The sequence below is a fragment of the Streptomyces sp. 5K101 genome (genome assembly GCF_046506645.1).
GTDB lineage: Bacteria > Actinomycetota > Actinomycetes > Streptomycetales > Streptomycetaceae > Streptomyces.
The window spans coordinates 432375-455568 of sequence record NZ_JBKFFO010000003.1 but is presented as its reverse complement, the minus strand read 5'-3'; the positions used below and the strand labels follow the sequence as shown (position 1 = coordinate 455568).

The following is a 23194-nucleotide window of genomic DNA, read 5'->3' as shown; positions in this document are numbered from 1 at the left end:
CCCGCTCGGGCCGGAGATGCCTCGGGGCAGGGCCCCGATTCGCCCGCCGGCGACCGCGCGGGGGTTGCGGGCCCAGCCCGCGAGCCGGGCCCGCGGCGCAAAGTCACCCGCGGCGGCGCACGGCCGGGCCGAACCCGCAAGCCCACGTCGGCCGCTCAGGGCGGAGTCCCGAGCCTCACCCGGCAGGTGCCGGAGCCCGGCCCAGGAACGTCGGTCCACCCATGGCACGCGCCCACCAGGCCGCAAGGGCCCAGGGGCATGGCCCTGGAGACGATTGCCAGGCCGCAGGGGTCTCGGGGCAGGCCCCCAAAGTCACCCGCGGCGGCAGCACGGGCCGGGGGTGGAGCCCCCGGGTTCAGACGCGCCGGGGTGGCGTGGCCCCGAAGGTGTCCACCGCCTTTCTCACCTGCATCAGCGCCGGCGACAGCGCGCTCACCGAGCCGATCGCGCCCGCGATGAGCAGCAGCGAGCGGCGCATCCGCGGGATCTCGGGGTCACCCGCGGCGATCATCGCCGCCAGCACGGCCAGCTCGTCCTCGGCGATCGCCCGGTCGCCGAACTCAGCGCGGTACCCGGCCAGTTCACGCCGGAGCTGCGCGACCGCAGCACGTAACTCCGTCGCTCTCGGATCCTCGCCGCTCCCTGTCACCCGCGTCTGCCCCACGCTCCGCAACAAAGCCCAGCCCCTCGCACGTCCTTGTGCCCGCGACCGCGTTCCGCCGGACGGCGGAACGTCCGCGGGGTGCGCCAGTTAACGCCATCCGGCCCGCGACGCGCCACAGTACGGACAGAATCAGGACGAAGGGGCAGGATCGATGGCGTTGCGCCACACCGTGACATCGAGCGTGATGAACTGGCTGGGATCGGTGTCGGGCGACTTGCCCTGATAGGTGACCACACCCACATGCCCCGCATCCGTCAGCACACAGAAATTGGCGCCCTTCGACAGGACGTCCAGCTCAATGCTGGTCGCGTACCGCGTCTCGTTCCGGCAGGTGTCGAGCGTGGGCGCCTAGCCGGTGCGCAGCAGGATGTACCGGCCGTTCTCCGTCCGAATGTGCTCGCTGATGTCGCTGTAGTAGACGTCCAGGGGCGAGTCGTCGGAAACGGGCTTGAGGGGGTCGTCGTCGAGCGTGAGGTGGTACCGGTTCGGAGAGGGAGGGACCGGGCACGTAGGCGGTGGCGAGCCAGGGCTGTTCGGCATCCGGGTCGGCGTCGATCACGGGCGCCGTGAACAGACCCTGCACGCGCTGCGCGGCCTGTACCTCCTGGGCGAACCGGCGGCGGAATTCGGCGTCCTGGCCGAAGTCGGGCCGGATCACCTTGATGGCGACCGGCCGGCCGCCCGGGGTGTACGACAGATAGACCTTGCCCATCCCGCCGGCGCCGAGGCGAGCGGCGATCTCGTACCCGGCGACCGTCTTCGGATCGTCCTCGCCCAGCGGCTGGAACACCGCTCCCTGGTGCGCACGCCCACTCATCGACTCTCGATCCCCCATGGCGAAGCTCAGTATGTGGAGGTGAACCTTATCCAAGGTCACCCCATGCTCTCCACGTCGGACGGCCGGGGTGGCCCCGCGGTTGCAGCCGCGCCACATGCCGGACGAGCCGGCCGGCCCTCGTGCCCGAAAGAGACCAACTCACGCCCGCGACAGACCAATTCACGCCCGGAACAGAGCAACTCGTGCCTGATACGGACCAAGGAGTCCTCATGTCACACCCTCAGCCGCACCCCGCCGTCCAGGAACCCGTCGTCGCGGGCCTGCTGCTCGCTGCGGGCGGCGGCAGGCGGCTCGGCGGCCGGCCGAAGGCGCTGCTGACGCACCGCGGCAGACCGCTGGTGGAACACGCTGTACGGACCCTCCGGGAGGGCGGTTGCGGTCCTGTGCACGTGGTGCTGGGCGCGGCGGCCGACACGGTGCGCGAGACGGCGGACCTGTCGGGGTGCACGGTGGCCGAGAACCCGGACTGGCAGAGCGGGATGGGCTCCTCACTGCGGGCGGGACTCGCGTCGCTGCCCGCGGAGGGCGTGGACGCGGCGCTGGTCCTGCTGGTGGACCAGCCGGGCATCGGCGCGCGGGCGGTCGCGCGGGTGCGGGCGGCTGCCGTATCGCGTACGGCGCTCGCGGCGGCGGCGTACGGGGGCAGGCGGGGCCATCCGCTCGTGTTCGGCGCGGACCGCTGGGCGGACGTCGCCGCGAGCGCGGTCGGGGACCGGGGGGCGCGGGCGTACGTGGCGGCGCACGAGGGCGAGCTGACGCTCGTGGAGTGCGGCGACGTGGCGGAGGCGTACGACATCGACACGCCCGGGGACCTGAGGCACCTTGATTGAATGCTCCCCTCCTGAAAGGGAGGGGATTCCTGGCTCAGGCTGCCTCCGGGAGCGGCGCTCCCGGAGGTCTTGTGCCCTCGACACCAGCCGGGTTCAGACCTGCCCGGACGAGCATCACGTGGGCGGAGTTCTTGTCCCTGGGGGACACGGCTCCGCACGCGGTGCAGGTGTACGTGCGTTCGGACAGCGGCAGTGCATGCTTGGTTCTCGCTCCGCACGATGCGCAGTCCATGGTCGTGTGCGCGGGGTGCACCAGATGCACATCCCGCCTGTGCTTGCGGCCCATCTCGATCAGTGCCTGCTTGGTGGCACCGATGGCAGCATCCGCCGCCTTGCGGGCCATGGAGGTCTTGGAGAGGAACTTCGGGCGGAAGTCCTCCACGGCGATGGCGTCGTGGTCGGTCACGACGCGTTTGGCCCACTTGCGGGCGGTGTCCTGCCGCTGCCGGGCCACCTTCTTGTACGCCTTGGCCCGCCACTTCTTCGCCTCCTGGTAGCCCTTCGATCCGGCCTGCCCTTTCTTCGGCTTGCGGCGGGCCATCATCCGGTCGTACCGGGTCAGCTGCGCAGCGGCCTTCTTGCCGTGCCCGGCGTGCGGCAGGTCGTGCGCGTCGGAAGTGGTCGTGGCGGTCTCCTTCACGCCCCAATCCACGCCGAGTACCTGGCCGGTCCCCAACAGCAGCTGTACCTGGGCAGCGACCACGAACGAGGCGTACCAGTGGCCGACGCTGTCGCGGTATACCCGCACCGAGGAGGGCTCGGCCGGCAGCTCCCGCGACCACACCACCATCAGCACGATCCCACCCGCAAGGTGCAGGCGCCCGTCCTTGATACGGAACCCACGCCGGGTGTAGTTCAACGTAGGCAGCGCTTCGCGCTTCTTCTTGTACCCGGGCATTCCGGCCCGCCGGTGGACCGGGACGCGGTCCCTGATGTCCTTCAGCGCCTTTGCACGGGACCTGCCGAAGTCACGGACGACCTGCTGCTGCACAACCGATGACCCCTCAGCGAGCCACGGCGTGACGGCACGGGCCTCGGTCAGCATCCGATCCAGCCGGGCCGGGCCGCACTCCTCGCCGTCCCGGTTGGCTTTCCGGAACCGGGCGACGCACTCGTTCCACACCCACCGGCACCGTTCCCACTCCACCAGCAGCACCGCACGCGCGGAGGACGAAACACGCAGACGATAGGTGCAGCGGACATGCCTGCCCTCCGCAGCCGCCCTCACCTGCGCCATGTCGCCCCCCTCACGGTCCCCGGCCAGGACGCCCTGGCACCCCGAACCCTCCGCGAGGACCATATGTACGACCGCCGCACACGCATACTTCGATCACAGCGCCACCACTCCAACCGGTGAACAAAGGCACACACGTTCACACCACCCGGATGCCAAACAGCCCTGAAGTGCGCGCCGCGCCCTGAACCGATGGGGCGAGGCTCCGCGTCACAACATCCGGACTCGACCCTCACCGGCGTGAACGCCGGGACACCCTCGCGAGAAACAGGAGCGGCGTGGCACTGAGCGACACGTTGTGTCGACCCGGAGAATCTCGATATCAACAAACCATTGAACTTCCACCATGCGGTAACTACTATCCACTGTTCAGAAGCGCCCAACCATCGGAGGGCGCCCCTCGGCCGTACCTCAGAGCCTTGGCACTGCGTGCCATCCTGTGGCGTCCCGGCGGCCGCCCGGCGCCCTCGTGAAGCCCGCGACGCTCGTCAAAAGCTCGCTGAAATGCTCGCTGAAGGAAGTGACAGCTCATGTCCGCACCAGCGCCGTCCCCGCTGGCCATCGTCGAAGCCGAGCCCCTGCCCCGGCAGGAAGAGGTCCTGACCGACGCGGCCCTCGCGTTCGTGGCAGAGCTGCACCGGCGGTTCACGCCCCGGCGTGACGAGCTGCTCGCCCGCCGCGCCGCCCGCCGGGCCGAAATCGCCCGCACCTCCACGCTGGACTTCCTCCCGGAGACCGCCGCCATCCGCGCGGACGACTCCTGGAAGGTCGCCCCGGCGCCCGCGGCCCTGAACGACCGCCGGGTGGAGATCACCGGACCCACCGACCGCAAGATGACCATCAACGCGCTCAACTCCGGCGCGAAGGTCTGGCTCGCCGACTTCGAGGACGCCTCGGCCCCCACCTGGGAGAACGTGGTCCTCGGCCAGCTCAATCTGATCGACGCCTACGAGCGCCGCATCGACTTCACCGACCCGCGCTCGGGCAAGTCGTACGCCCTGCGCCCCGCCGAGGAGCTCGCGACCGTCGTGATGCGCCCGCGCGGCTGGCACCTCTCCGAGCGCCACCTGCGGGTCGACGGCGCCCCGGTGCCGGGCGCCCTGGTCGACTTCGGCCTGTACTTCTTCCACAACGCCCAGCGCCTGCTGGACCTCGGCAAGGGGCCGTACTTCTACCTGCCGAAGACCGAGTCGCACCTGGAGGCCCGCCTCTGGAACGACATCTTCGTCTTCGCCCAGGACTACGTCGGCATTCCGCAGGGCACGGTCCGCGCGACCGTCCTGATCGAGACGATCACGGCGGCGTACGAGATGGAGGAGATCCTCTACGAGCTGCGCGACCACGCCTCCGGCCTGAACGCGGGCCGCTGGGACTACCTGTTCTCCATCGTCAAGAACTTCCGTGACGGCGGCGAGAAGTTCGTCCTGCCGGACCGCAACGCGGTCACGATGACTGCCCCGTTCATGCGCGCGTACACCGAACTGCTGGTGCGCACCTGCCACAAGAGGGGCGCGCACGCCATCGGCGGCATGGCGGCCTTCATCCCCTCCCGCAAGGACCCCGAGGTCAACAAGGTCGCCTTCGAAAAGGTCAAGGCCGACAAGGACCGCGAGGCCGGCGACGGCTTCGACGGCTCGTGGGTCGCCCACCCCGACCTCGTCCCGATCGCCATGGCCTCCTTCGACGCGGTGCTGGGCGACAAGCCCAATCAGAAGGACCGCCTGCGCGAGGACGTCTCGGTGGCGCCCGGCGACCTGATCGCCATCGACTCCCTGGACGCCAGGCCCACCTACGAGGGCCTGCGCAACGCGGTCCAGGTGGGCATCCGCTACATCGAGGCGTGGCTGCGCGGCCTCGGCGCGGTCGCCATCTTCAACCTGATGGAGGACGCGGCGACGGCGGAGATCTCCCGCTCCCAGATCTGGCAGTGGATCAACGCGGGTGTCAGCTTCGAGCACGCCGGGAAGACCGTGCGGGCCACCCCGGAGCTGGCGCGCGAGGTCGCGGCGGAGGAACTGGACGCGATCCGCGCGGAGCTGGGCGAGGAGGCGTTCGCCGCGGGCAACTGGCAGCAGGCGCACGACCTGCTGCTGAAGGTGGCGCTGGACGAGAAGTACGAGGACTTCCTGACGCTGCCCGCGTACGAGCAACTGGTCGGCTGATCCCTGCCCGTTCGGCTTCTGCGCCGCCCCCGGTACCGCACAGCACCGGGGGCGGTGGCGTGTCAGTGCGGCGCGAGGGCCGTGACGACGTCCGAGGCGGTGAGCAGGCGCACGCGCGTCGCGTCCTGCGCGTACGGGTACACGGCGAACACCTCGCCGCCGTCCGGCACGTCGACGTCGCCGCGCAGCAGGAAGGCCAGCCGGGGCGGTGCCGTCGGCTCGGCCGCGTCGGTGTCCGGTGAGCCGATACGGGTGGCGAAGGCGGCCACGTCCTCGCCGTCCCGCCGTGCGTACACGCTGCGCGAGCCGTCCGTGTGGCGCAGGACGACGGTGGCCGCCCGGGCCGCGGCCTGCCACACCGCGAGCTCGCCCAGGCCGACGCGTGCGCCGGATCCGAACAGTTCCGTGAGCCGGTGGGCGAGGGTGGCCAGCGCGTGGGCGTGCCGCCACACCGCGTGTTGCGTGCCCGTGACGCCCTTGACCACGTCGAGCCAGCGCATGGTGCGCGCCTGCACGTCGACGACCAGCGGCACGCAGGCGCGGCTGCTGCCGGTGAGGTCGAAGCGCTGCTCCACCGCGCGCGCGTCGAACACGGGGCCCTCGCTGCCGGGCGCGTCGCGCACCATGAGCCCGGCGAAGGCGTCCGCCAGATCGCCGAAGGCCACGTTGTTGTACGAGTAGACGACCGCGACGACGTACCGCACGCCGGCCTCGGCGAGCTGCTCCAGGTCGAGGTCCACGAACTCGGACGCGCCGAGCGGGGGCGGGGCGTCCTGGAGGTCGCCCGAGTGCACGGCCGCCGTGCCCCCGTACCGCAGCCCGGTGTAGTCGCACTGCCCGATGTGCTGCCAGTCCGCGGCGAACATGGCCGCCGACAGGTCGAGGTCGGTGCGTCCCGAGGCGGGACTCTCCATCCAGTGGAGGAACAGGCGCAGCGTCGTGCCGTCCGGGACGGCGAGTTCGCTGCCGCGCGGAAGGGTCACCAGGGCGCGTGAGGCGGTCCGCTCGGTGAACGGTGCGACGACGCCGTCCAGCGCGGCGTCCACGACCGCGACCTCCACGGGCGCCTCTGCCCGGGCGCGGCGCAGCATCTCCGCCGTCAGCACGCCGGCCACCGACCGCACGAGCTCGGCGGGGAGCGGCGGCCTGCCGTCGTCGGTCACATGGGCCCGCGCCGCCGCGCCCTTGGGGAAGAACACCCGGGCCGTCCGCGCGATCGTACGGGTGCGGAGCGCACCGAGTGCGGACAGCACCACGGCCGGTGCCACGCGCCCGACGGCCCGCTCCAGCGCGGACACGACGGCGCGGCCCTCGTCCCCGGCGCCGTCTCCGTCCCCTTCACGGGCGAGGCGCAGCAGGTGGTCCAGGCGGCGGACGAGCTCGCCCGGCCGCTGCCCGAGCAGGGCGAGCGCCCGGTGGAGGTCGCGGTCCGCGAGAGCGGCCTCGACTTGGCCGCGCCAACTCCGTACAGTCACCGCCGGGCCGGAGACGTCGATGGCCTCGACGCCGTCCGCGCCCTTGCGCAGGGCGAGGGACAGGGCGTCGTCGCCGAGCGCCGTGCCGCGCAGCGCGGCGAAGGCGAGGGCGGCGCGGGGGTACCGGTCCGTGTACTCGAAGGGGTGGAGCAGTTCCGCGGCGTGGATCCAGGCACGCCGGTGACGCCGCATGTCCTGGGCCGCCTGCGCCGGGTCGAGGGCGTCCAGGGCCGACAGCAGGGCGCGGCGCAGCGGGCGGGGCAGGCGGGCGAAGCGCGGGATCCGCACGAGCCCCGCGTCGCCGCCGGAACGGACCGCGAGCACGCGCAGCACGTCCGTGGGGGTGTCGAGCAGACCGGTGGCGAAAGGCAGGGTGGCCGGCAGGTCCGCCGGGTCGGCGAGCAGCCAGGCGACGAGACGGGCCTTGGTCTCCCGGCCGGGCACGGTGGCGGGCAGCCGGTCGAGGTCGTCCCGCGGCCGGGCGGCGAGCAGGGCGTCCAGGTCATCGGTGTCCTGCGGGCTGAGGGCGCCGGTCCGGGCGAGCAACGTGTCCAGCTCCCGGGCGGCGTCGCGCTGACGGTCGCTCAGATCACCGCCGTACGTGAGCAGTCGCAGCCGCTGGGGCCGCGCCGGCCGACGGGAGAAGATCCGGCGCGGGCGCTTGGGGCGCAGGAACGGATCGTCGGGGTCGATCCGCCGCTCGCACACCGGGCAGGCCGAGAAGTCGGCGCCGTCGAAGCAGGTGCCGCACACGAGGTGGGCGCAGGGCGCGACGGGCACGACCGAGTCGACCGTGCCGCACAGCACGCACGGCTGCTCGGGCTGCTGGAACAGCACCGTGAGGACGCGGTCGACGTAGTGCGCGTACGTGTCGCGCGGCGTGCTGTCCGGGAATCCACGCAGCAGGGGCTCGTGGGGCCGGTCGGCGCCGGTCTCCCGGTCGATGTCCTGGAGCAGCGCCCGGCCCGTCGCCCCGAGGGCCCCGGCGTCGAGCGCCGCGAACGCGGCACGCAGCGGGGCGGCGACGAGATACCCGCGCTCGACGAGATCCGCCTCGAGCAGCGCGGCGCCGACCTGCCCGGCGGGCTCGGAGACGTCCCCGCCGGCCGGCAGGTGGACGACCCCGCGCCGCGCGAGCAGCACGGCGGCGAGGCTCCGTGGAGTGGTGGCGGTGCGCGTGGTGACGGTGGTGCTGGACACGTTCGGTTCCCCCCTCCCGGATGACCGGGTGATGCGCGGGGCGGGAAGTGGGCACGCTGTTTCTTGACAGGAAGTTGAGAAGGAAGCACACCCGGGAGCCGCCCCGCGCGTCACGAAGGTAACAGGGGGCCGAGGCACTGATCATCCGGTTTTCCGGGCGGCCCACCGGGCCCCCTGCCGTGGTGCCGGCGAGCAACCTGCACAATGGCGTGATGATCGGCAGACGGGTCACCCATCGCATGGCGGACGGCGTCCGCGTCCCCGGCACCTGGCGTCACGCCTTCATCCGCAACGGCGACTACTACCTGACCGACCTGCTCATCTACGCGGACGGGCTGATCGACTGCTGGGGTCTGGTGACCCTCGACGAGTTCGAGCGGAAGCTCCGCAGCGGCTGGGTCGCCACCGAACTGCCCGAAGGGGCCCGGGCATCGGGTCACGACCTGGCCGGCTGGACGTTCCACGAGCCGTGCACCTGGCTCACCCCGGAGCTGCTGCTCGCCGAGGTCCGCGACACGATCGACCAGCTCAACGGCCGTCCGGACTCGACGGACCGGTGCCTGGCCGCCGTCGGCGCGTTCCTCGCCGACCGGACCGAGGAGAGGCGCGCCGCCGTCCGCGACACGTACCACGCCATCCCGGTCACTCAGCGGCGCTACGCCCTCGGCGACATGGACCGCAGGGACGAACCGCTCCAGGTCCTCGTGGCGGGACCGGGCGGGCACACGGAGGAGTGGCCGGACGACCCGGTGACCCAGGAGGAGTACGACGAGGCGATCGCGTTCCTCGAGGACCGGGCCCGCTGGATCGCCGAACGTCCCTCCCGCGTCCCTGCGGACGGCCCCACGACCCCGCACGCCCCGGCCGTCCACGTCCCCCACATGTACCCGCTGAAGCCCTCGGACGCGCGCACCAAGTTGTCCCTGCGCACGGACTTCCCGGCGCCCGTCGACATCGACGGCGTCACGTATCCCTCGGTCGCGCACGCGTACTGGGCGCTGTCCGCGGCGGACGCCGATGCCCGCGCCGCGATCACATCGGCCAAGACAGCCGCCGCGGCCGCCAAGCTCGCCGCCGAAGCCGGGCGGCGCGACGGCTGGGAACAGGCCCGGACCGCGGTCATGGCCCGCCTGCTGCGCGCCAAGTACGCCCAGCACCCGGACCTCGCCGAGTACCTGCTGTCGACCGCCGACGCGACGCTCGTCTACGCCGACGCGGACTCTGCCTTCTGGGGCGACAACGCGGGCGGCGGCCGCAACTGGCTCGGCCGCCTGCTGGAACTGGTCCGCTCGGAACTGTGGGCGGAGCGCGCGGGGTTGGGGTGAGGGGGGCGGACGAGACGGCGGTCGTCGGGAACGGTCGACGCCGCGCACCGGGCAGGACTGGACTGCACGGCAAGCCGGGAATACTCACCTCGGTGCTGACACCGACTTCTCGCCTCACCGATCCGCAGGCCCTCTGAAAGGTGACCGCCATGGCCGCTTCTCCCCTGCCCGGATCCATCGTCCTGACGCAGATCGACGGCCTGGCCGGCAAGCTGGTGTGGCTGCTCCAGGCCATCAACGGCGACCTGAGCCGCTGGACGCACGTGGCGGTGGCCCTCGACGACGGCACGGTCTTCGAGGCCCAGCCCGGCGGGGCCGTCGTCAGCCCCTGGTCGAAGTACGAAGGCCGGCCGCATGCCGTCGTCCCCTGGGACCTGCGGAACGACGAGCGGGACGCCATCGTCGCCGAGGCACGGAGCCGGGTCGGCACGGGCTACAACTGGACGACCTACTTCTACCTGGCGGCCTACCGTCTCCGGCTGCCACTGGTGACCCGCTTCTTGCGTTCGCGCGTGGCGCGTTCGGACAAGATGATCTGCTCCCAGGCGGCTGACGACATCTACCGCACCTGTGGCATCCACCTGTTCGACGACGGGCGGCTTCCCTTCGACGTGACACCGGGAGACCTGGCCCGCTTGCTGGACCGCCGCAGTTGAGCGCGAGACAGGACCGTAGGGCAAAGTGCCCTCGACAAACTGCGAGTCCACGAGGCAACGGGTCGGTGCCCCCAGGCAAGACGATCTGGGCAGTCGTCCAACTGCCCTGACCGCTCCTCCGGTCCCCACGCCAGCCGACCACGTACCTACACGGCCTCGCTCCCCGCTGCGAACGCGACGAAGTCATCCCATGCCTGCGTCTGCACGATGAGCATCGGAACGGTCGTGTCCTTGGAATCACGAACGTGCACAGCCCCAGGGCAGGTCGCAACCTCGACGCATTGACCGCCCTCGCCGCTGCTGTAGCTGCTCCTACGCCTCCACATAGGCGATCCTCCGTCCTTCCTTCGTCTCGATCAAGGTGAACGGTCCGGCCAGTCCAGCGTGCTCCTCGCGCTTGTTCGGCATGACCTGAATGTCGACGTTCCGGCGCTCGCCGTACAGGAGGAGTCGCTCAAGCTGCCCGTGCATCACACTCTGCCCGCCAGCGGGCCGCGTCAGAACCGACTCCTCGATGACGAAGCTGATCGTGGGCATGGGCTTGCGCGCGAAGACATCCTGTCGGGCGAGCCGGGCGATGACACGCTCCTCGATCGTTTCCTCGTTCAGGATCGGCCGCCTCATCGTGAACACGGCCCGCGCGTACTCTTCCGTCTGCAGGAAGCCGTTGACCACATGGGTGTCGTAGACGTGCAACTCGACGGCCTCCGCCTCCAACTTCGCCGCGTCCCGGAAGAACGCCGGATACTGCGCCCGCGCCACCTCCTCCTTCATCTCCACCAGCACGCCCCGCGCCCCCAGTAGCTCATCCGACTGATCGATGAACCGCGGCGGCGGCACCCGCCGCCCCTGCACCGGAGATGGTCGCGGGCATCGCCTGGCAGGAGGTCGAAGGCGATCCCGGTGTGCTGGACGACCTGGCCTACGAGGGGCGCAAGATCATTCCTGGTAGCGAGGATCCCGACCGGACATCCATGGGGCCCATGGCCATCCAGGTCCGCCGCGCCGCCGAGGTACTCGGCTACGACCCGCAGAATCTCACGGACATCCAGCGGAGCACCGTGGTGGACGCGATCAAGGATCCGGGCACGAACATTTTCATCGCCTCCGAGTATCTCGCCCAGTTGAAGGCCGAGAGCAGCTTCGCCGACGTGCCACCGGACCAGATGACACGGGCGCAGATGCAGGAGCTGGCCGCCCGCTACAACGGCGGTCCCTATTACGAGACCGACGCCGCCCAGGGGTACGGTCGTGGCTTCGACAACAAGCTGGATCAGGCCAAGGAGGCCTTGCGGTGAGTGACCCCACGAGCACTGCGGCGCCGAAGCGCCCGACGGCCGCTGCGAAGCCACTCGGCCGCGTCGGTTCCGCCGTCTGCGCCGTGGTGCTCGTGGTGGCGCACCTCGTCACGGCGTACCTGCTCCTCCTTGCTTACGCCGCCGAGCCGGCGGGTCCCTGGGACCGGGAGACGGTCTCCCACTCGGGCTTCGCTGCGGGCACGGCGCTGGGGGTGGCTGCCGTCGTGGCACTGCTGACCCTGCTCTTCGTGAAGGCACAGTGGCTGCGGCGGTGGTGGTTCGCGGTGCCCGCGGTGACGGCCCTGGCCGCGCTCCTGCGACTGACCCTCCTCGCCCCGGAGCTCTGACGCGAACCTCTTCACCGCTGTGCTTCGCGTGAGGGCCGGCGGCACCTCATGTGAATCGACTTGGACGCGGGGTGCCCAGGGGCTTCGGACGCCCGCCATGGTCCACGAGACCCTTCACAGGGCCGAGACGATGGAAGCCGCACTGCTGGACAGGGCCGAGGGGCCCGCAGCGCAGCCTCAGGTGTCGTCCCTCGCTGCGGCTGATTGTCAGGTGTACTGGCCGGCACCGTATGAGGTGTGCGGCGCGATCCGCGACAAGTACAACGAGCTCGGTGGCCGAACAGCTTCTTCTTACTGTTTCCGACATCGAACGAACTGACCAACCTGACGGGCACGGCAAGCGTTCGGCTTTCAAGAACGGGCCCATCTACTGGTCGGCGCACAGTGGCGCGCACCCCGCGGTGAATCACTGCTTCGCCGCCTGGCAGCGCAACGGCTGGGCAGCCGGGGCCCTCGGATAGCCGACATCGTCATCCTCGACAACATCGGCCGACGCCAGTACTTTCAGGGCGACACCGTCTACTGGCGACTCAACGAGGCGTACTACGTCACCGGCGTGATCCGCGACAAGTGGGTGAGTCCGGCTGGGAAGGCAGCCGGCTCGGCTACCCGACCAGCGACGAAAGCAAACTACCCGACGGCCAGGGCCGCATGAACCGCTTCGAGCACGGCGTCGTCTACTGGTCACCCGACACAGGAGCGCGTCCGGGCACCGGCGCCGTCTTGGACCAGTGGTCCCGCACCGGGTTCGAGGCGAGTCTACGGATACCCGACGGCCGACCCGGTCACGCACCCGGGCGGAATTCAGAAATTCCAACGCGACCGACTCTACAGGTCGGTGCACCTGCCGGTTACACCCTTCGTGCGACCCCGCAACGGGTCGAACTCGTCGACTCGGCGGGAGCGGTCGTCGCAGGCGTCGGGCTGCCCATGGGGTTCGACGCAACCGGAGCTCCGGTACCGGTGCAGTCGAGTTTCGAGGGGCACAAGCTGCGCTTGCAGCTCGGCGACTCGATTGCGTATCCGATCGAGTTCCCCGCGATCGCGGCGGCGGGAGACGCCCTCGACGCGTGGTGGTCCACCAGGGTCCAGCGCATGACGTGCGAGAACGAACCCTACGACTGCTACCGGGTTCGCAACGCGCGTGGGCCAGCGTTCGACCTGTCGAAGCAGGCATTCCCCGAAGCGACAGAGACGGACGGCAATCGGATCGACGCCGCACGGCACTGCATCTGGAACGGTCTGATGACCGAGGGAGCCAACCAGGGATTCGCGGAGCGGATGGCCACCGCCCACGAGCGCGACGGGAGAGCGAACCCGGATTGAACCCTCAACGCTCAGCTGATTGATGAGTACAACAACAAGACCAGTGTCCATGTGGGGACTGCGAAACGAGGGATCGCCCGGAGACATCGAATCCAACTGCCTTCGCTACGCGCAGGAGGCGCGGATCGTGCCCGTATCGGACACGATCGATCTGACCAAGGCGAACGGCATCGACCTCATCGCCCTGCGACACCCCTGACCTGAACGGCTCCCGTCATCTCTGCTCGGCCGGTCCCGGGCTTGTTCCGGCCGACCGAGCCGGCTGACGTGCTCGTAACACAGAAGCCCCGGGCCGCTCTGGCCCGCTGCACAGCATCGTCCGCCGCGCCTCCGGTCAGTCGATCCGCGCCCCCGTCCCCGTCACCCGTATCCGCCTGTCGCCCGCGCGCAGCTCCACCGTCAGGACGCCGGGGCGGCCCATGTCCTCGCCCTGGTGGAGCGTGAGTTCCGCCGGCTCGGAGACCAGGCCCAGTTCGCGTACGTACGCGCCGAGCGCGCCTGCCGCCGCGCCCGTCGCCGGGTCCTCGACCACGCCGCCCACCGGGAAGGGGTCGCGTACGTGGAAGACGTGCTCCGACTCGCGCCACACCAGTTGCACCGTGGTCAGGTCGAGGCGGCGCATCAGGGCTTCCAGGCGGTCGAAGTCGTAGGCCAGGTCGGCCAGTCGCGCGCGGGTCGCGGCGGCGAGCACGAGGTGGCGGGCGCCGGCGAAGGCGATGCGGGGCGGGATCGCCGGGTCCAGATCGGCGGCGGGCCAGCGGAGGGCGGCCAGCGCCTCGGTCAGATCGGTGTCGGCGATGTCCTCGCTGTGCGGCTCGACCGTGGTGAGCGTGGCCCGGAGCGTCCCGCCCGCCTCGCTCACCGTCACCGGCACGGTCCCGGCCCGCGTGGCGAACACCAGGTCCCCGGTGCCGATACGCTCACCCAGCGCGACGGCGGTGGCGACGGTGGCGTGCCCGCAGAAGGGCACTTCGGCCTTGGGGCTGAAGTACCGGATGGTGAACGCCCGCCCGGGTTCCCCGCCGAGCCCCTGCGGCGGCGCGGTCAGGAAGGCGGACTCGCTGTACCCGACGTCGGCGGCGATCGCGAGCATGGCGGCGTCGTCGAGCCCCGTCGCGTCGAGGACGACCCCCGCGGGGTTGCCTCCGGCCGGGTCGTCGGAGAAGGCGGTGTAGCGCAGGACTTCGTGCGTCGTGGTCATGATCGGCGGAACGACGTTCCGGAGAGGTTTGTTCCCGGCCGGATGTCCCCACCTCGGCGCGTGCTGCCCCTACGGCACCACCACCGCCCGCTGCGCGGAGAAGTCTCCCCACCTGCCGTCCGGCAGCTTCGCGCGGAGCTTGATGCTGTAGCGGGTGCCCGGGGGGTCCGTGATCGTCATCGTGTACGTCGCCGTGTCCGCCGGTGGCTCCGCGCCCCAGACGATCGTCGTCGCCGGGCGGCCGTTCAGGTACAGCCGGTGCTCGCGCACCGGGACGCCCGTGCGCGGGGGTGTCCAGGACAGGTCGATCGCCCCCTCGCGGGCCGTGGCCTTCAGGGACGTGGGGGCCGTGGACGGCGTCTCGTCGCCCGGGGACGGGGCGGTGGTGAGGTCGACCGGATTGCTGTCGGGGGACGAGTTCTCGGCGGCGTCGCGGGCGCGGACCGTGAACGTGTAGACCGTGCCCGGGCGCAGGCCCGTCACGCGGGCCGTCGTGCGGGTGCCGGGCACGCTGTGGACGCGGGAGTCCTCCTGGTAGACGTCGTACGACGTGACGCCCGTGTCGTCCGTCGACCGGGTCCACGTCAGGGTCACGGCCCGGCTGCCGTCCACCGTGCCGCGCACGCCGCCCGGGGGCGTCGGCGCGCGTCGGTCGTCCGGGGCAGGCGCCGGTGTCGTCACCGATATCGCGGTGCTCGGCGCGGAGAGGTTCCCGGCCGCGTCGCGGGCGCGGACCGTGAAGCGGTACGCGGTCCGGGGGTTCAGGCGGTCGACGTCGACCATGTGCTTGGTGGCGGGCAGCGTCCTGACCCTGGTGCCCCTCTCGTAGACCTCGTATCCGGTCACCGCCTCGTTGTCCGCGGAGGTCTCCCACATGACGTGGACGGATGTGGCGCTGCTCGCCTGGGCCGTGACCCCGGCGGGGGTGGTGGGGCGTTCGGTGTCCTCGGGTTCGCCGGCGCACGCGGCGAGCGGCAGGACGGCGAGGCAGGCCAAAGCGGCCAGGGTGGGGGGACGTCGCACGGTCGGGCCTCCGCGGGCGGCAGACTGACGAGCATTGGTCCAGACCTGTATGGCACACCTGTCGGCCCGCTTCAAGCCTTCTGGCGGGACGTACCTTGCCTCAGCCTCAAGGCTTTCTTATGGCTTCTTGAAGATGGGCTTCCGGCGCACCGTCCGCAGCCGGTCCCGCCTACGCTCTCCACCAACCCCCCACGAATCCCGGTGGGCGCGGTCGCGCCTGCCGGGATCTTTCGTTGGACCGACCATCCTTCGAACTGTCACCGAGGTGCCTCCGTATGGGTTCCCACAGAGCCGCGCGCAAGCCGTCCCGTTCCCACGCCAAGCCCAAGGGCGCTCCACGGGCGCGGGGCCTCGTTCTGGCGCTCGGCGCGATGACGGTCGCGGCAGGCGCGGGTGTCACCGCCCTCTCGGGCGGGGACCAGGGCAGGCCGGCGGACCGGGTGACGGCCGACGGCCCCGACACCGCGAGCGGCTCGGCCGACGAGGTCGCGGGCGGCGTCGCCACGCCCCTCGCGTCTCCCTCCGCGACGCGCAGCGCGAGCCCGTCCCCTTCGCACAGCCCGGTGTCCGCCAAGCCGGCGAAGCCGACGTCCGGGAAGAGCGCGAGCCCGAGCGCATCGGCCGAGCGGTCGGCGGCGGCCGAGCGCGCGAACAGGGACAGCACGACCGCCACGCACACGCCCGGCACCGCTGCCCGTACGAGCAGGGCCACCGGCGACAGCACGCCGAGCGGCCCCGAGGCGCAGGTCCTCGCGCTCGTCAACAAGGAGCGGGCGGCGGCCGGTTGCGGTCCGGTCACCGCCAACGACCGGCTGACGCAGGCCGCGGACGACTACAGCGACGTCATGGCCGACTCCGGCGTGATGTCACACACCGGGCCCGACGGTTCCACCATGACCAGCCGCGTCGAGGCGGCAGGGTACGCCTGGTCCAACCTCGGCGAGAACATAGCGCAGGGGCAGCCCGACGCCGCGTCCGTCATGGACGCCTGGATGAACAGCCCCGGCCACCGCGCCAACATCCTCAACTGCTCCTTCGAGGAGCTGGGCGTCGGCGTCCACCTCGGCGACGGCGGCCCGTGGTGGACACAGAATTTCGGCACCAGCCGCTGAAAGCCGCTCAAGCCGCATCGCACCGGGCCGGGCGGCTGTGGTCCGGTCCGTACGAACCGGTCCGTACGAACCGTCCCTACGAGGTCCGGTCCGTACGACCCCGGGTTCGTGCACCCCGGACCCCGTGCGGCCCCGTAAGGCCCCGGTCCGTACGACCGCCGATGACGGCGGCCGTACGGACCGGACCCACGAGCCGGTCGGGGACGTCCCGTTCGCTGGGCCGTGTCAGGCCGCGGGCGTCAGCACGCGCGTGGCCCCTTTCTCCTCGTTGTGACGGTCGCCCAGTTGGAGAGGGCCGTACTGCACGCATGGTCCACGTGCCGCAGGCCGAGCAGGTCGAGCTCGATGTGCCGGTCCTTCGGCAGCTTCTCGAGGGTGTCCAGGATCCGGGGCAGCCTGAGGAAGGTCGCGTTGCCGGAGACGACCACCCGGAGAGGGCTGTTCCGGTCGGCGCCCTCCTCCACGTCCACGTGGACGTGCGACGTCTCCCACGCCGTCTTGGCGACGGCGAGCAGCAGCCCCGCGAGCACGCCCTCGAACATGCTGGTCGCGATGATGGCGACCGCTGTCGCCACCAGGATCAGGGCCTCTCCGCGGTGCTCGCGCCACAGCGGCCCGAGCTCCTTCAGCGGGATGAGCTTCCAGCCGGAGAAGACCAGGATGCCGGCGAGTGAGGCGACCGGAATGAGGCCGAGCGCCGCGGGCAGGAGCGCCGCGAAGAGCAGCAGCCAGACACCGTGCAGCACCCGTGACGCCTTCGTCCGCGCGCCCGCCTGCACATTGGCGGAGCTGCGCACGATGACCGCGGTCATCGGCAGCGAACCGAGGGCGCCGCACAGGGCGTTGCCCGCACCCTGCGCCATCAGCTCCTTGTCGTAGTCGGTGCCGGGCCCGCTGTGCATCCGGTCGACGGCGGCGGCGCTGAACAGGCTCTCCGCCGACGCGATGAGTGTGACGGCGACGACCGTACCGACCGCCCCGACCACCCCCACATCCGCGATCCCGTCGAGGTCGTCGAGGGACGGTGGCCGGATCGCGCCCAGCAGCCCCTGGACGTCGACCCGCTTCACGGGCAGCTGGAACAGCGCCACGGCGGCGGTGGTCAGAGCCACGGCGGCCAGCGGTGCGGGGACCGTGCGGACCTTGGGCGGCAGATGCTTCCACAGGGCCATCAACGCGACGGTCACCGCCGCGAGGGCGAACGCCGTCAGCGCCTCGGGCGAGCCCGCCGTACGGACGGCCAGTCCGGGCAGGCCGGCCAGAATGGCCGGGCCGGAACCGGGCGCCTTCGCGTCGGCCATGGCGTAGAGCTGGCCGGCGATCAGTACGAGGCCGATCCCGGCCAGCATCCCCTCCACGACGGCGATGGAGATGGCACGGAACCAGCGGCCCAGCCTCAGCGCACCCATGACCAGCTGGAGCACGCCCGCCGGAGGGCGAAGACGCCCAGGGCCCCGAGTCCGAATTCGGTGACGGCTTCGAGGACGAGACGGTCAGGCCCGCGGCGGGTCCGCTGACCTGGAGGCTGCTTCCGGGGAGCAGTCCGGTGACCAGCCCGCCGACGATGCCGGTGACCAGGCCGAGTTCCGCCGGGACGCCGGAGGCCACGGCCACGCCCACACACAGCGGCAGGGCGACCAGGAAGACGACGACGGACGCGGTGAGGTCGGACCGCAGCGTCGAGGCGGAGGGCCGCTCCGCGCGCTGCGGCGCGGCCCGCCGATGACGTCCGCGGTTCCCGCGTTCGCTGGGCCCGCGGCCATGGTCCCGACGTTCGCCGTGCCGACGCTCGCTGGGCCCGCGGCCATGGTCCCGACGTTCGCCGTGTCCACGCTCGCCGTGTCCACGCTCGCCGTGTCCACGCTCGCCGTGTCCACGCTCGCTGTGCCCGCCTTCGCGGGTGTCGGCGGGGGTCACAGCGGAAGGAACGCGTCGTCGTGCGGCCGGCGGACGAGCACGGCCCCTGTGTCTATCTCGTAGTACCAGCCGTGCAGGCTCAGTCGCCCTTCCGCGGACCGGCGGACGACGCACGGGTGGTCGCGCAACCGCCGGAGCTGGCGCACCACATGGTGCTGGACGGCCTCGGCGACGGCGGGGTCGCCGGGCACGGAGGGGTCGGTGAACAGGGGCGGCGGCGAGGTACTCTCCAGCCAGCCGCGGACCGCCGGGACGGCGGAGAGGTCTTCGCGGCGCGCCATGGCGCCGACGGCACCGCAGTGGGAGTGGCCGCAGACGACGATGTCGGTGACGCCGAGCACGTCGACGGCGTACTCGATGGTGGCCGCTTCACTCGAGTGCCGACCAGGGGTGTGTTCAGGGATGATGCTGCCCGCCGTGCGGAGTTCGAAGAGTTCGCCGGGGCGGGCTCCGGTGATCAGTGAGGGGATCACGCGGGAGTCGGAGCAGGTGATGAAGAGCGCTTGTGGGGACTGGCCGGCCGCGAGGCGGCGGAACTCCTCGGCGCGTGCGGCGGCCCGGTGCCGGAAAGCGCGGGCGTTGTTCATGAGCAGGTGCATGGGGGGTTCCTCCAGCGCGCCCGAGGCGCGCGGTGGGGAGTCGTGAGTCGTCATGTCGGATCGATCGCAGGTACTCGTCGAGGGCCGTGCGGAGGTCGACGGATGGCTCGGAGGCGGAACACCGGCAGGACGGCGGGCCGTGCCGTGGGGGCGTTCAGGGCCGGGACGGGGGTCACGTCTGGTGACCCCCGTAGCGGCGTGTTCCGGAGCGGGGACGGGTCTCGTCCCGGTGACTCCGGCGGATCGGGCACGGAAATGGTCCAACTGGTCAGTAACTCCAGCCTCTTGAGTCGCTCTGGCATCAACGAGGCCCAAAAGTCTGTGATTCGTTAGACATTCGTGAGCGTCACACTGCTTGACAGCCGACACTCGCCGGGGCTACCTCGGGTCACCCCAGATGAGACGCCGGTCGAGTCGGGCGACGCGGAAAGAGCCGCCCCGCGAGTGTTACGGACGCCACGGCCGCCGGGCCACGGCTACGCCGCGGACACCCTCCGGCCGTCGGCCCACCGCTACTTCACGGACGCCCCTCCAGCCGCCGCCCCACCGCTACTTCACGGACGCCCCTGCAGCCGCCGCCCCACCGCTACTTCGCCGACACCCCTCCAGCCGCCGCCCCGCCGCTACTTCGCCGACACCCCTCGGGCCGCCGGCCCGGCCAGTGCGAACGACACCCGCACCCGCGCCCCGCCCATGGGGGCGCGGGCGATGTGCAGTTCGCCGTCGGCCGTGTGCGCCGCGCGGGCCACGATGTCCAGCCCCAGGCCCGTGGAGCCGCCCACGCTCACGCCCCGGGTGAGCGCCGCCTCGGGATCCTCGACTCCCGGACCCGCGTCGTCCACGGTCAGCAGGACGTGCCGGTCGGTGCGCTCCACGCGTACGGCGAAGGCCGTGCCCTGCGGCGTGTGCCGGAACACGTTGCCGATGAGGGCGTCGACGACGGCGGCGAGGTCGTCCTCCGGGAAGAGCACGGGCGTCGGCCGCGGTGTGAAGAAGCGCTCGCAGGGCCGGCCCTGCTGGGTGGCGAGGACGGACCAGAAGTCGAGCCGCAGCGCGACCACCTCGGTCATCTCGCACGGCCGCGCCGGTGCTTCCTGGGTGGCCGGTCCGGCGGCGAGCGGGGTGCGGGCGGCGGCGATGATCGAGTCCAGTTCGCTCTCCAGCTGGCCGACCGCCGCGGTGATCCGCCGCGCCCCCGGCGTACCGCTCATGAGGTCCGCCTCCAGGTACAGCGCGGTGAGCGGGGTGCGCAGCCGGTGCGAGAGGTCGGCGACCATCTCCCGTTCGACGGCGAGCAGTTCGACGACGCGGTCGGCCATGGTGTTGAACGCGACGCCGGCCTCCTGGAGTTCGGGCGGACCGTCCGGTTCCACCCGTACGTCCAGGTCCCCGGAGCCCAGGGCGAGCGAGGCGCTCTTGAGCCCGCGCGAGGAGCGGACGACCCGGGCGCCGAGGCGGTCGGCGACCAGCACGGATCCGCCCACGAGGCCCAGGGCGAGCAGGGACATGACGCCCCACGACGCCCCGACGCCGCGGGTGAGATCCGCCGCCGGGACGTACGCCTCGACGACGGCGACCCGGTCCCCCGGCAGGACGACGGGCTGGAGGTAGACCCAGCCCTCGGGGATGTCCATGGCCAGCGTCTCGCGCTTGCGTACGGCGCGATGCAGCGCCTCGTCCGGTGCGTGCGGAGTGCCGACGAAGTCGCCGCCGGGGAGCCGTACGGCGAGTTGGTCGCGCGAGTCGAGCTCGGCCACGGCCTGCTGCACGTCGGACCGCTCGGTGGTCAGGGCGAGAACGGGGGACAGCGCGCCCGCGCGCTGCTCGGCGGCCGTGGTGACGCGGTCCCGGGCCTGCTCGCGGACGAGGAGGGCGAGCGGGATGAGGAAGGACAGCGCGACCATGGAGGTCACGGCGAGGGCTATGCCCGCGAGTGCGCGTCTCATGGCGAGGCGACCAGTTTGATGCCGATACCGCGCACGGTGTGCAGATAGCGGGGTTCGGAGGCCCTTTCGCCCAGTTTCCTGCGCAGGGCGGACAGATGGACGTCCACGGTCTGGTCCTCCAGGTACGGCTGCTGCCACACCTCGGCGAGGATGCGCCGGCGGGACATGACCTGGTCCGGGTGGGCGGCGAGGTAGGCGAGCAGGTCGAACTCCCGGCGTGTCAGACTCAGTTCGTGGCCCGCGAGGTGCGCGGTGCGGGCGCGCGGGTCAATCCTGAGGTCCGCCACCTGAAGGACCGGCTGCTGGTCGCTCTCCTGCACGGCCGGTACGGAACGCCGCAGCACGGCGGCGATACGGGCGGCGAGCTGGCCGCCGGAGAACGGCTTGACCATGTAGTCGTCCGCCCCCGCGTTGAGGAGCCTGATGACCTCCGCGTCGTCGTCGCGGGCGGTGGCGACGAGGACGGGGACGCGCGATATGCCCCGGATCATGCGCAGGACGTCGAGGCCGTCCAGGTCGGGCAGTCCGAGGTCGAGCACGACGACGTCGGGCGGCGCCTGGGTGACTTCGCGCAGCGCCTCGAATCCCTGGTGGGCGGTGCGGACGGCGTACCCGTGCCCGGTGAGCACCTCGATCAGTGCCGCACGGATCACGGGGTCGTCCTCGACGACAAGTACGCAGGCCATGGGCACGCACGTTAGCCGGTCCGTCACTATGGTGTCGTGTCCCGCCTCCTGCGTTACCTGTTGATCTGGCTGTCGTGCACCGCGGCCAGTGTCACGGCCGTCATGATCACGATCCATTTCGTGGTGGGCTCGACGCGCCCGACCGCGCCCGTGGCCCAGTCGGCGCCGAAGGACTTCGCGGCCGCGCCGCACGCCTCGGCGTCCGCGCGCCCGAGCCCGTCGCCGAAGCCCCGGCCGAAGCCGAGCCGCACGGCGACGCCGACTCCGTCGCCGACGGCGGTGAAACCGCGCCCGGTGACTCCCACGCCCGCGTCCCGCACGACCGCGCCCCCGCCGCCGGAACCGGCCGAGCCCTCCGTGGAGGAAAAGGGGGCCTGGTGCCAGGAGGGCGGTACGGGCGTGCACACGATCTCGTCGCGGGGCGGAAAGGCGACGGTGCGCTACGGCAGCGGCGGGGTGTGCCTCATCTCGGCCGTGCCCAGCCAGGGTTTCACCGCGAGTACGACGCAGAGCGCGCCCGAGACGCTGACGGTGACCTTCGACGCGTCCGGGCACCGCTCGCAGATCACGGCCACGACGGAGCCCTCGGACCGGGCGAGCGTGCGGGAGACGTCGTACTAGGTCCGACGCAGATCGCGAAAATCGCAACGGGGTGGGGCGGTGTCCCCGGTGCGGTCCGAGGAGGGTGTGTGTGCGCTCAGGTGGGCTCGGTGCCGAGGTGAGCGGGCGGTAGGTGCAGCTCCGCCCAGATTCGCTTCCCGGGGGCGGCGACGCGGGGTGCGACGCCCCAGCGGTCGGCGAGTCGGGCGACGAGGTACAGGCCGCGGCCGGACTCCTCGTGGAGGGGTGGCGGGGTGTCCGCGGCCTCGGGCGCGGGGCGGCGCTCGGTTCGGGTGTCGGTGACCTCGACTCGGAGGGTGGCGGTCGGGGCGGGGCTCGGGGTCGGGCTTGCGGTGAGGCGGAGGTGGAAGTCCCGGCCGGGGACATGGCCGTGGCGGACGGCGTTCGCGGTGAGCTCGGCGGCGATGAGGGTGATCGTCTCGTTGGGCGTCGAGTCGTACGGGTAGCCCCAGTCGTCCAGCCGGTGCGCCACCAGCCGGCGGGCGAGGCGCGCGCCGCGCGGGGTGGACGTGTACCGCATCGAGAACTCGCGGTCACCGGCGGTTGGTTGGGCCGGTGCCACGGGAGGGGTAATTGCTCCGTTCATGGGGGAAACGCTGGCGGTCCGTGCATACCGTTGACCAGGAGGGACGCGGTGACGGGCGCGAGGTGTACGCGGGCGCGGGTGGCGTTGTACGCGGGGTGGAGCGTGACCAGGGGCGGCGCGTGGGGAGTTGGGCACGTGGAGCCGTGTG

Annotated in this window: 24 protein-coding genes and 3 pseudogenes; 12 read left to right on the top strand and 15 right to left on the bottom strand. The window is 71.6% G+C overall.

What is annotated here, in order from left to right:
- Positions 1–355 precede the first annotated feature (355 nt).
- The 3 genes and pseudogenes from ACLB9X_RS07720 to ACLB9X_RS07710 all read right to left on the bottom strand — a co-directional run.
- Positions 356–664, bottom strand: a complete 309-nt coding sequence (locus ACLB9X_RS07720; RefSeq protein WP_410359488.1) for a DUF5955 family protein — start codon at positions 662–664, stop codon at positions 356–358.
- A gap of 129 nt (positions 665–793) precedes the next feature.
- Positions 794–925, bottom strand: coding sequence for a hypothetical protein (locus ACLB9X_RS07715; RefSeq protein ID WP_410359487.1), 132 nt, complete (start codon positions 923–925; stop codon positions 794–796).
- Between the two features lie 208 nt (positions 926–1133).
- A pseudogene (locus tag ACLB9X_RS07710) lies at positions 1134–1481 on the bottom strand (serine/threonine protein kinase); the annotation flags it as partial.
- 230 nt (positions 1482–1711) lie between these two features.
- Between ACLB9X_RS07710 and ACLB9X_RS07705 the strand changes: the two are divergent.
- Entirely contained in the window at positions 1712–2332 is a 621-nt protein-coding gene (locus tag ACLB9X_RS07705) for an NTP transferase domain-containing protein (protein ID WP_410359486.1), read from the top strand.
- A gap of 34 nt (positions 2333–2366) precedes the next feature.
- Here the strand turns inward: ACLB9X_RS07705 and ACLB9X_RS07700 are convergent, their stop codons facing one another.
- Positions 2367–3569, bottom strand: a complete 1203-nt coding sequence (locus ACLB9X_RS07700) for an RNA-guided endonuclease InsQ/TnpB family protein (protein WP_410359485.1) — start codon at positions 3567–3569, stop codon at positions 2367–2369.
- Positions 3570–4096: 527 nt separating this feature from the next.
- Between ACLB9X_RS07700 and aceB the strand changes: the two genes are divergently transcribed.
- Positions 4097–5728 (top strand): malate synthase A, encoded by a 1632-nt coding sequence (gene aceB, locus ACLB9X_RS07695; RefSeq protein WP_410359484.1) that lies wholly within the window; start codon positions 4097–4099, stop codon positions 5726–5728.
- A gap of 62 nt (positions 5729–5790) precedes the next feature.
- On the opposite strand, the gene ACLB9X_RS07690 is transcribed toward aceB, so the two are convergent.
- A complete protein-coding gene (locus ACLB9X_RS07690; protein WP_410359483.1) occupies positions 5791–8403 on the bottom strand; it encodes an MXAN_6230/SCO0854 family RING domain-containing protein in 2613 nt (870 codons plus the stop codon).
- A gap of 212 nt (positions 8404–8615) precedes the next feature.
- Here ACLB9X_RS07690 and ACLB9X_RS07685 point away from each other — a divergent pair, with 212 nt between their 5' ends.
- A complete protein-coding gene (locus ACLB9X_RS07685; protein ID WP_410359482.1) occupies positions 8616–9728 on the top strand; it encodes an NADAR family protein in 1113 nt (370 codons plus the stop codon).
- Positions 9729–9877: 149 nt separating this feature from the next.
- Positions 9878–10384 carry a hypothetical protein gene (locus tag ACLB9X_RS07680; RefSeq protein WP_410359481.1) on the top strand — a complete coding sequence of 169 codons (507 nt, stop codon included), beginning with the start codon at positions 9878–9880 and terminating at the stop codon, positions 10382–10384.
- Between the two features lie 146 nt (positions 10385–10530).
- Here ACLB9X_RS07680 and ACLB9X_RS07675 read toward each other — a convergent pair whose 3' ends face one another.
- The gene (locus ACLB9X_RS07675; RefSeq protein ID WP_410359480.1) at positions 10531–10710 is read right to left on the bottom strand and encodes a DUF397 domain-containing protein; all 180 of its coding nucleotides are present in this window, start codon (positions 10708–10710) and stop codon (positions 10531–10533) included.
- Positions 10703–11236: pseudogene (locus ACLB9X_RS07670) on the bottom strand (DUF5753 domain-containing protein); the annotation flags it as partial. The pseudogene ACLB9X_RS07670 and the gene ACLB9X_RS07675, both read right to left, overlap by 8 nt.
- Before the next feature lie 8 nt (positions 11237–11244).
- Here ACLB9X_RS07670 and ACLB9X_RS07665 point away from each other — a divergent pair.
- The 6 genes from ACLB9X_RS07665 to ACLB9X_RS07640 all read left to right on the top strand — a co-directional run bounded on the left by ACLB9X_RS07665 (position 11245) and on the right by ACLB9X_RS07640 (position 13554).
- On the top strand, positions 11245–11682 hold the full coding sequence (locus ACLB9X_RS07665) for a hypothetical protein (RefSeq protein ID WP_410359479.1): 438 nt from the start codon (positions 11245–11247) through the stop codon (positions 11680–11682).
- Positions 11679–12029: a hypothetical protein gene (locus ACLB9X_RS07660; protein ID WP_410359478.1), complete on the top strand. Its 351-nt coding sequence runs from the start codon at positions 11679–11681 to the stop codon at positions 12027–12029. Before ACLB9X_RS07665 ends, ACLB9X_RS07660 begins: the two co-directional genes overlap by 4 nt.
- A gap of 230 nt (positions 12030–12259) precedes the next feature.
- Entirely contained in the window at positions 12260–12490 is a 231-nt protein-coding gene (locus ACLB9X_RS07655) for a hypothetical protein (RefSeq protein WP_410359477.1), read from the top strand.
- Entirely contained in the window at positions 12400–12684 is a 285-nt protein-coding gene (locus tag ACLB9X_RS07650; protein WP_410359601.1) for a hypothetical protein, read from the top strand. Before ACLB9X_RS07655 ends, ACLB9X_RS07650 begins: the two co-directional genes overlap by 91 nt.
- The gene (locus ACLB9X_RS07645; RefSeq protein ID WP_410359476.1) at positions 12600–13355 is read left to right on the top strand and encodes an LGFP repeat-containing protein; all 756 of its coding nucleotides are present in this window, start codon (positions 12600–12602) and stop codon (positions 13353–13355) included. The genes ACLB9X_RS07650 and ACLB9X_RS07645 overlap by 85 nt, the downstream gene beginning before the upstream one ends.
- 49 nt (positions 13356–13404) lie before the next feature.
- Positions 13405–13554 carry a hypothetical protein gene (locus ACLB9X_RS07640; protein ID WP_410359475.1) on the top strand — a complete coding sequence of 50 codons (150 nt, stop codon included), beginning with the start codon at positions 13405–13407 and terminating at the stop codon, positions 13552–13554.
- A 135-nt stretch (positions 13555–13689) separates the two neighbouring features.
- On the opposite strand, the gene ACLB9X_RS07635 is transcribed toward ACLB9X_RS07640, so the two are convergent.
- The gene (locus ACLB9X_RS07635) at positions 13690–14556 is read right to left on the bottom strand and encodes a PhzF family phenazine biosynthesis protein (RefSeq protein ID WP_410359474.1); all 867 of its coding nucleotides are present in this window, start codon (positions 14554–14556) and stop codon (positions 13690–13692) included.
- A 69-nt stretch (positions 14557–14625) separates the two neighbouring features.
- Positions 14626–15579, bottom strand: a complete 954-nt coding sequence (locus ACLB9X_RS07630; RefSeq protein ID WP_410359473.1) for a fibronectin type III domain-containing protein — start codon at positions 15577–15579, stop codon at positions 14626–14628.
- 275 nt (positions 15580–15854) lie between these two features.
- Between ACLB9X_RS07630 and ACLB9X_RS07625 the strand changes: the two genes are divergently transcribed.
- Positions 15855–16691, top strand: a complete 837-nt coding sequence (locus tag ACLB9X_RS07625; RefSeq protein WP_410359472.1) for a CAP domain-containing protein — start codon at positions 15855–15857, stop codon at positions 16689–16691.
- Between the two features lie 239 nt (positions 16692–16930).
- Here the strand turns inward: ACLB9X_RS07625 and ACLB9X_RS07620 are convergent.
- The 5 genes and pseudogenes from ACLB9X_RS07620 to ACLB9X_RS07600 form a co-directional block, all read right to left on the bottom strand.
- Positions 16931–18368, bottom strand: a pseudogene (locus ACLB9X_RS07620) (SulP family inorganic anion transporter).
- A 236-nt stretch (positions 18369–18604) separates the two neighbouring features.
- Positions 18605–19207, bottom strand: coding sequence for a carbonic anhydrase (locus tag ACLB9X_RS07615; RefSeq protein ID WP_410359600.1), 603 nt, complete (start codon positions 19205–19207; stop codon positions 18605–18607).
- A gap of 623 nt (positions 19208–19830) precedes the next feature.
- Positions 19831–21153 carry an ATP-binding protein gene (locus ACLB9X_RS07610; protein ID WP_410359471.1) on the bottom strand — a complete coding sequence of 441 codons (1323 nt, stop codon included), beginning with the start codon at positions 21151–21153 and terminating at the stop codon, positions 19831–19833.
- On the bottom strand, positions 21150–21839 hold the full coding sequence (locus ACLB9X_RS07605; RefSeq protein WP_410359470.1) for a response regulator transcription factor: 690 nt from the start codon (positions 21837–21839) through the stop codon (positions 21150–21152). Before ACLB9X_RS07605 ends, ACLB9X_RS07610 begins: the two co-directional genes overlap by 4 nt.
- Positions 21840–21892: 53 nt before the next feature.
- Positions 21893–22144: a hypothetical protein gene (locus ACLB9X_RS07600; RefSeq protein ID WP_410359469.1), complete on the bottom strand. Its 252-nt coding sequence runs from the start codon at positions 22142–22144 to the stop codon at positions 21893–21895.
- Between the two features lie 94 nt (positions 22145–22238).
- Between ACLB9X_RS07600 and ACLB9X_RS07595 the strand changes: the two genes are divergently transcribed.
- On the top strand, positions 22239–22460 hold the full coding sequence (locus ACLB9X_RS07595; protein WP_410359468.1) for a hypothetical protein: 222 nt from the start codon (positions 22239–22241) through the stop codon (positions 22458–22460).
- Between the two features lie 76 nt (positions 22461–22536).
- On the opposite strand, the gene ACLB9X_RS07590 is transcribed toward ACLB9X_RS07595, so the two are convergent.
- Positions 22537–23046, bottom strand: coding sequence for an ATP-binding protein (locus ACLB9X_RS07590; RefSeq protein WP_410359467.1), 510 nt, complete (start codon positions 23044–23046; stop codon positions 22537–22539).
- Between the last annotated feature and the right edge of the window lie 148 nt (positions 23047–23194).

Excerpts from the sequence above, each read along its gene's own strand:
- ACLB9X_RS07605 (WP_410359470.1), bottom strand. The coding sequence starts at position 21,839 with ATGGCCTGCGTACTTGTCGTCGAGGACGACCCCGTGATCCGTGCGGCA.
- ACLB9X_RS07680 (WP_410359481.1), top strand. The coding sequence starts at position 9,878 with ATGGCCGCTTCTCCCCTGCCCGGATCCATCGTCCTGACGCAGATCGAC.
- ACLB9X_RS07685 (WP_410359482.1), top strand. The coding sequence starts at position 8,616 with ATGATCGGCAGACGGGTCACCCATCGCATGGCGGACGGCGTCCGCGTC.
- ACLB9X_RS07665 (WP_410359479.1), top strand. The coding sequence starts at position 11,245 with ATGGTCGCGGGCATCGCCTGGCAGGAGGTCGAAGGCGATCCCGGTGTG.
- aceB (WP_410359484.1), top strand. The coding sequence starts at position 4,097 with ATGTCCGCACCAGCGCCGTCCCCGCTGGCCATCGTCGAAGCCGAGCCC.
- ACLB9X_RS07635 (WP_410359474.1), bottom strand. The coding sequence starts at position 14,556 with ATGACCACGACGCACGAAGTCCTGCGCTACACCGCCTTCTCCGACGAC.
- ACLB9X_RS07675 (WP_410359480.1), bottom strand. The coding sequence starts at position 10,710 with ATGTGGAGGCGTAGGAGCAGCTACAGCAGCGGCGAGGGCGGTCAATGC.
- ACLB9X_RS07705 (WP_410359486.1), top strand. The coding sequence starts at position 1,712 with ATGTCACACCCTCAGCCGCACCCCGCCGTCCAGGAACCCGTCGTCGCG.
- ACLB9X_RS07640 (WP_410359475.1), top strand. The coding sequence starts at position 13,405 with ATGTGGGGACTGCGAAACGAGGGATCGCCCGGAGACATCGAATCCAAC.
- ACLB9X_RS07590 (WP_410359467.1), bottom strand. The coding sequence starts at position 23,046 with ATGAACGGAGCAATTACCCCTCCCGTGGCACCGGCCCAACCAACCGCC.
- ACLB9X_RS07700 (WP_410359485.1), bottom strand. The coding sequence starts at position 3,569 with ATGGCGCAGGTGAGGGCGGCTGCGGAGGGCAGGCATGTCCGCTGCACC.
- ACLB9X_RS07615 (WP_410359600.1), bottom strand. The coding sequence starts at position 19,207 with ATGCACCTGCTCATGAACAACGCCCGCGCTTTCCGGCACCGGGCCGCC.
- ACLB9X_RS07655 (WP_410359477.1), top strand. The coding sequence starts at position 12,260 with ATGAGGTGTGCGGCGCGATCCGCGACAAGTACAACGAGCTCGGTGGCC.
- ACLB9X_RS07610 (WP_410359471.1), bottom strand. The coding sequence starts at position 21,153 with ATGAGACGCGCACTCGCGGGCATAGCCCTCGCCGTGACCTCCATGGTC.
- ACLB9X_RS07625 (WP_410359472.1), top strand. The coding sequence starts at position 15,855 with ATGGGTTCCCACAGAGCCGCGCGCAAGCCGTCCCGTTCCCACGCCAAG.